At 71.0% G+C, this 5,189-nt stretch carries 4 protein-coding genes and 1 pseudogene; 3 read left to right on the top strand and 2 right to left on the bottom strand.

The annotated features are described in order from the left end of the window. The first annotated feature begins 495 nt into the window (after positions 1 to 495). Positions 496 to 1,629: a DNA polymerase III subunit beta gene (gene dnaN, locus CR470_RS35570; RefSeq protein WP_097871682.1), complete on the top strand. Its 1,134-nt coding sequence runs from the start codon at positions 496 to 498 to the stop codon at positions 1,627 to 1,629. Positions 1,630 to 1,837: 208 nt separating this feature from the next. Here the strand turns inward: dnaN and CR470_RS35565 are convergent, their stop codons facing one another. After that, a complete protein-coding gene (locus CR470_RS35565) occupies positions 1,838 to 2,719 on the bottom strand; it encodes a glycoside hydrolase family 19 protein (protein ID WP_097871680.1) in 882 nt (293 codons plus the stop codon). Positions 2,720 to 3,021: 302 nt separating this feature from the next. Between CR470_RS35565 and CR470_RS35560 the strand changes: the two genes are divergently transcribed. Further along, positions 3,022 to 3,249 (top strand): hypothetical protein, encoded by a 228-nt coding sequence (locus CR470_RS35560; protein WP_257139032.1) that lies wholly within the window; start codon positions 3,022 to 3,024, stop codon positions 3,247 to 3,249. A gap of 85 nt (positions 3,250 to 3,334) precedes the next feature. Here CR470_RS35560 and CR470_RS35555 read toward each other — a convergent pair whose 3' ends face one another. Beyond that, entirely contained in the window at positions 3,335 to 4,618 is a 1,284-nt protein-coding gene (locus tag CR470_RS35555; protein WP_030082081.1) for an adenylosuccinate synthase, read from the bottom strand. A 186-nt stretch (positions 4,619 to 4,804) separates the two neighbouring features. On the opposite strand from CR470_RS35555, the pseudogene CR470_RS35550 reads away from it, so the two are divergent. Beyond that, positions 4,805 to 5,189, top strand: a pseudogene (locus CR470_RS35550) (diacylglycerol kinase); the annotation flags it as partial.

Raw genomic sequence — 5,189 nt, 5'->3', positions numbered from 1 at the left:
GTACGGGCCGCCGCGTGCAGCACCGTCCCGTCCGGGTCGACGAGCCCGGCCCAGCCCCCGGCCCGCCCGGCCAGCCAGCGCAGCAGCTCGGCGGTTCCGCCCGTGCGGGCCAGCCGGTGCATCAGCAGAAGGTCGTCCGCGCGCTCCCGTGCTCGCACCTGTCTCCCCGTTCCCGCCCCGGACGCGGCCGTGGCGCCGGTGGACCGCCCCGCACGACTGACTGTGCGGACCGATACCCCCGGGGCCGCTCCACTGGGCGCATTGAATCTCCCGTCTCCCTACCCTGCGTTCTATGGTCCGAACGTGTTCCAGCCCGTCGGGGGACGGCTGCGGAACAGGGGGACGCGGGGCACGGGGGAACGGGGCGGCAGCGGCTCACGGGGGTGGTCGCTGTCGTCGGTTCCCGCCCCGCGCCGATTGTCAGTGGTGCCTCCTATCGTCGTCGTCATGGAGCCGGCCTCCGGCTCCGGCTTTCGATGTGCCAGGAGAGGCCCCGTGGAGTTCCGTATCGAACGCAGTGCCCTGACCGACGCCGTGTCCTGGGCGGCCCGTGTCCTGCCCGTGCGGTCACCCGTCCCCGTGCTGGGCGGGCTGCTGCTGGACACGGAGGCCAGGGGCGGGGGCGGAGCCGGTGGCGGGCCGCTGCGGATCTCCGGGCTCGACTACGAGGCGTCCGCGCGCATCGACGTGGACGCCGAGGTCGTGCGGCCCGGGAAGGTGCTCGTCATGGGGCGGCGGCTGCTGGACATCTGCAAGGTGCTGCCCGAAGGGCCCGTGGAGTGCGCAGTGGAGGGCTCGCGGTTCACGGTGTCGGGCGACGGGGCCCGCTTCGGCCTCTCCGCGCTGCCGCTGGACGACTACCCGGCGCTGCCCCCGCTCCCGCGGGTGCGGGGCGCGGTGGACGCGGAGCTGTTCGCGGCGGCCGTGGCCGAGGTGGCGGTGGCCGCGGGGCGCGACGACACGCTGCCCGCGCTCACCGGGATCCGGCTGGGGCTCGACGGCGACACGATGACGCTCGCCGCGACCGACCGCTACCGCTTCGCCGTACGGACCCTCCCGTGGAAGGCGACCACGCCCGGCGAGACCGCCGACGTCATCGTCTCCGCCCGCCGCCTCACCGAGATCGCCCGCTCGCTGGGCCGGTCCGGGCTCGTGAGCGTCGCCCTGGACGCCGGTTCGGCGGGCTTCGAGCACGCCGGGATGCGGACCACGGTGCGACTGCTGGACGGCCGGCTGCCGCGCCACGAGAAGCTGTTCGCGATGGCGGACCCGGCGGTCGCGGTGGTGGACCGGGCCCGGCTGGCCGAAGCCGTCAAGCGGGTCTCCGTCGTCGCCGACGGGGACAGCCCGGTGCAGATGGCCTTCTCCCGCGCCGACGCCTCCGTGACTCTCCGCGCGGGTTACGAGGACGACGTGGCGTCCCAGCGGCTGCCGGCCACCCTGGAGGGGGCCGAGGGGCTGACCGTGGCCTTCAACCCCGGCTATCTGGCGGACGCCCTGGCGTCCTTCACGGAGCCGTCCCTGCGGCTCCTGCTGCTGGGGGCGGGACAGCGCGCGCTGATCACGGACGAGGCGGGCACGGACGTCCACCGGCACCTGCTGATGTCGGTGAAACCGCAGTTGGTGTGACGGCGCCACGGCGGCGGACGGGCAGGTGCCGGGCCCGGCCGGGGGCGTGGGCCCGGCCTTGCCGTCGCGCGATGAACCGTGCGCCGACCGGGCCCCGAAACGCCGGAACGGGGGTGCGTCCGGCGGTGAGCCGGACGCACCCCCGTTCCGGGTGGGGTCCTCAGGGGCCCTCAGCAGCCCTCATGGGCCGGTGAGGTGGGTTGCGCGGTCAGCAGCTCAGGTTCGGACCGGTGGTGGTGCCGAGGATCTGGGTGAACTGCGTGAACTTGTTGATGCGGCTCTGGACCTGCGCCGGGTTGCCGCCGTTGCACTCCAGGGCGCCGTTGATCGAGCGGATCGTCTCGCCGAAGCCGGCGTTGTTGACGATGGCGTTGTGCGGCGTCATGGTGCCGGGGCCGTTCTGGGTGTTCCAGTACCAGAGGCCGGTCTTCCACGCCACGGCGGCGTTCTGCTCCACCAGGTACGGGTTGCGCAGCAGGTCGATGCCCAGGGCGTCACCGGCGGCCTTGTAGTTGAAGTTCCAGCTCAGCTGGATCGGGCCGCGGCCGTAGTAGGCGGCCTGGCCGGCCGGGCAGCCGTAGGACTGCGTGGTGTCGCAGTAGTGCGGGTAGTTCGCCTCGTTGACTTCCTTGATGTAGTACAGCCCACCGGTCTCGTGGCTGACGTTGGCGAGGAAGGCCGCGGCCTCGCGCTTCTTCACCTCGTCGCTGCCGGTGTTGGCGAAGGCCGGGTAGGCGCTCAGGGCGTCGGTCAGGCCCTTGTACGTGTAGAAGGAGTTCCGGTTCGGGAACATCTGGTTGAACTGGGCCTCGCTGACGACGAAGCCGTTCTCGCCCGGGTTCTCGCCGCCGGTGCCACAGGCCCCCTTGTCGGCCCAGACGTCCGACGTGCCCGGACGCTCGTTCTGGGTCCACCACTTCGCCGTGTAGTTACGGCTGTTGTAGGAGACCGTGCCACCGTTCGTGTAGACGGAGGAGGAGCTCCAGGCCGTGGCGCAGGTGGCGGCCTGCGCGGTGGCGGCGGGAAGGACGACGAGCGCCGCGACGAGCGCGCCGAGCGCGACCAGCAGACTCATGACACGTCGGATCACGTGATCACACTCCTTAGACGCGGCGCGACGTCCGGCCTGCGCCGCCGTGGGGGTGCCGACACTCAAGCGAGGATGGTATGGACCTGTCAAGGTCTAGACCATCCTCGGAGAAGGTGCCGGCTCCACCGGTCCCGGCCGCCGCCACCCGGGGCGACCGCGTCAAGAGGGCCCTCAACAGCCGCTATTGCGGAGGGAGTCCGTCCGGGCCCTTCGCGACCGGGCGCGGAACCGAAGGTAAAATCTTCCGGCCCGCCCAGCATGCGGACGGTTCCCGACGACAGTCCCGACAGATCGGCGGCGCCGTGGGACTGGCCGTCCTGGTCTCCGTGTCCACCCGGCGCAGCGAGGAGCTGACCGGTTCCGTCGGCCCGTCGCGCCCGGCGACGGAAGGATTCTCCCTGACGCTGACCATCGCCGCCGGGCTGCTCGTTCTCGGCGCCGCGCTCATCGCCGTACTGCTCGCCAAGGACAGCGCCGCACAGCCGGAATCCGCCGCGCGGGAGCCGTCACCGAAACCGGTGCGGCGGTGAACGGGAGAGCGCGGAGACGCGAGCGGCGGCGGTCGACGGATCGTCCCCGTCGTCCGCCGCCGCCGCGGTGTCACCCGCCCGTTCCCTACAGGAACGAGTTGATCTCGATGGTCTCGGTCCGGCCGGGGCCGACGCCGATCGCGGAGATCGGTGCGCCCGACATCTCCTCCAGGGCCTTCACGTAACCCTGCGCGTTCTTCGGCAGGTCGGAGAAGGTCTTGGCCTTCGTGATGTCCTCGGACCAGCCCGGCAGGTTCTCGTAGATCGGCTTCGCGTGGTGGAAGTCGGTCTGGTTGTACGGGAGTTCCTCGACGCGCTTGCCGTCGATCTCGTACGCCACGCAGACCGGGATCTGCTCCCAGCCGGTGAGGACGTCGAGCTTGGTGAGGAAGAAGTCGGTCAGGCCGTTGACCCGGGTCGCGTACCGCGCGATCGGGGCGTCGAACCAGCCGCAGCGGCGGTCACGGCCGGTGGTGACACCGCGCTCGCCGCCGATGCGCCGCAGCGCCTCGCCGTCCTCGTCGTGCAGCTCCGTCGGGAACGGGCCGGCACCGACCCGCGTCGTGTAGGCCTTGAGGATGCCGATGACGCGGCTGATCTTCGTCGGGCCCACGCCGGCGCCGGTGCAGGCGCCGCCCGCGGTCGGGTTCGACGAGGTGACGAAGGGGTACGTGCCGTGGTCGACGTCGAGCAGCGTGCCCTGGCCGCCCTCGAAGAGGACGACCTTGCCCTCGTCGATGGCATCGTTCAGGATCAGGGTCGTGTCGGCGACGAACGGCTTGATCTGCTCCGCGTACTGGAGCATGTCCTCGACGACCTTGCCGGCCTCGATGGCCCGGCGATTGAAGACCTTGGCCAGGAGCTGGTTCTTCTGCTCCAGGGCCGCCTCCACCTTCTGCTCCAGGATCGACTCGTCGTAGAGGTCCTGAACGCGGATCCCCACCCGGTTGATCTTGTCGGCGTACGTCGGACCGATGCCCCGGCCCGTCGTGCCGATCTTGCGCTTCCCCAGGAAGCGCTCGGTCACCTTGTCGAGCGTGACGTTGTACGGAGTGATCAAATGAGCGTTGCCGCTGATCAGAAGCTTGGACGTGTCGACGCCTCGCTCGTTCAGACCGCTCAGCTCGGAGAGCAGGACCGCCGGGTCGACCACGACACCGTTCCCGATGACCGGGGTACAACCCGGCGACAGGATTCCGGAGGGGAGGAGATGCAGTGCGTACTTCTGGTCGCCCACGACGACCGTGTGACCGGCGTTGTTACCGCCTTGGTATCGCACGACATAGTCCACGGATCCACCGAGGAGGTCGGTGGCCTTCCCCTTGCCCTCGTCACCCCACTGAGCACCGAGCAGCACAAGTGCGGGCACAGGCGTACACCCCTTCCGGGCGGGGCATGTCCAAGGCCAGGGGGCGTACGTAAAGGTCGTACCTGCCGTACGACGATGTACGGCAAAGCCTGAGCCGTCGAACCGGGTGCCCCGGAATAGACGAAGCCCCTGGCGCAATAGCGCAAGGGGCTCTTGCACCAAGATGCTACCCGAGGAAGGACCGAGGTGTCGGCTGCAGAGCCCCCCGGCGACGGCGACGACCAGCTCCTGGTGGTCATCGACCCGGTCGCCCGCCGGACCGACGGCGAGTCCGTCCGTATCGCCAAGGACGTGCTGAGCGCCGGCTCGCACGCCAAGATCTGCCTTCCGGACACCCCCGAGGAGTTCGCGCGGGCCCTGTCCCGGCGGGGTTCTCGCCGCCCCGTGGTGGTCGGCGACGATCACGCGCTGCTGCGCGCGGTGGCGCAGCTCCACCGCGAACGGGAGCTGGCCACCGGCGTCCTCTCCCTGATCCCCGTCGGCGCGGCGCACGCCCTGGAGGTGGCCCACGCGCTCGGCGTCCCCCGGGGCGCGGTGGCGGCGGCGCGGACCGCGCTGGACGGTGCGGTGC

It is taken from the genome of Streptomyces sp. rh34, from assembly GCF_002551245.1.
Lineage (GTDB): Bacteria > Actinomycetota > Actinomycetes > Streptomycetales > Streptomycetaceae > Streptomyces.
The sequence above is the reverse complement of the archived record's forward strand: the minus strand, read 5'-3'. Positions and strand labels throughout refer to the sequence as shown.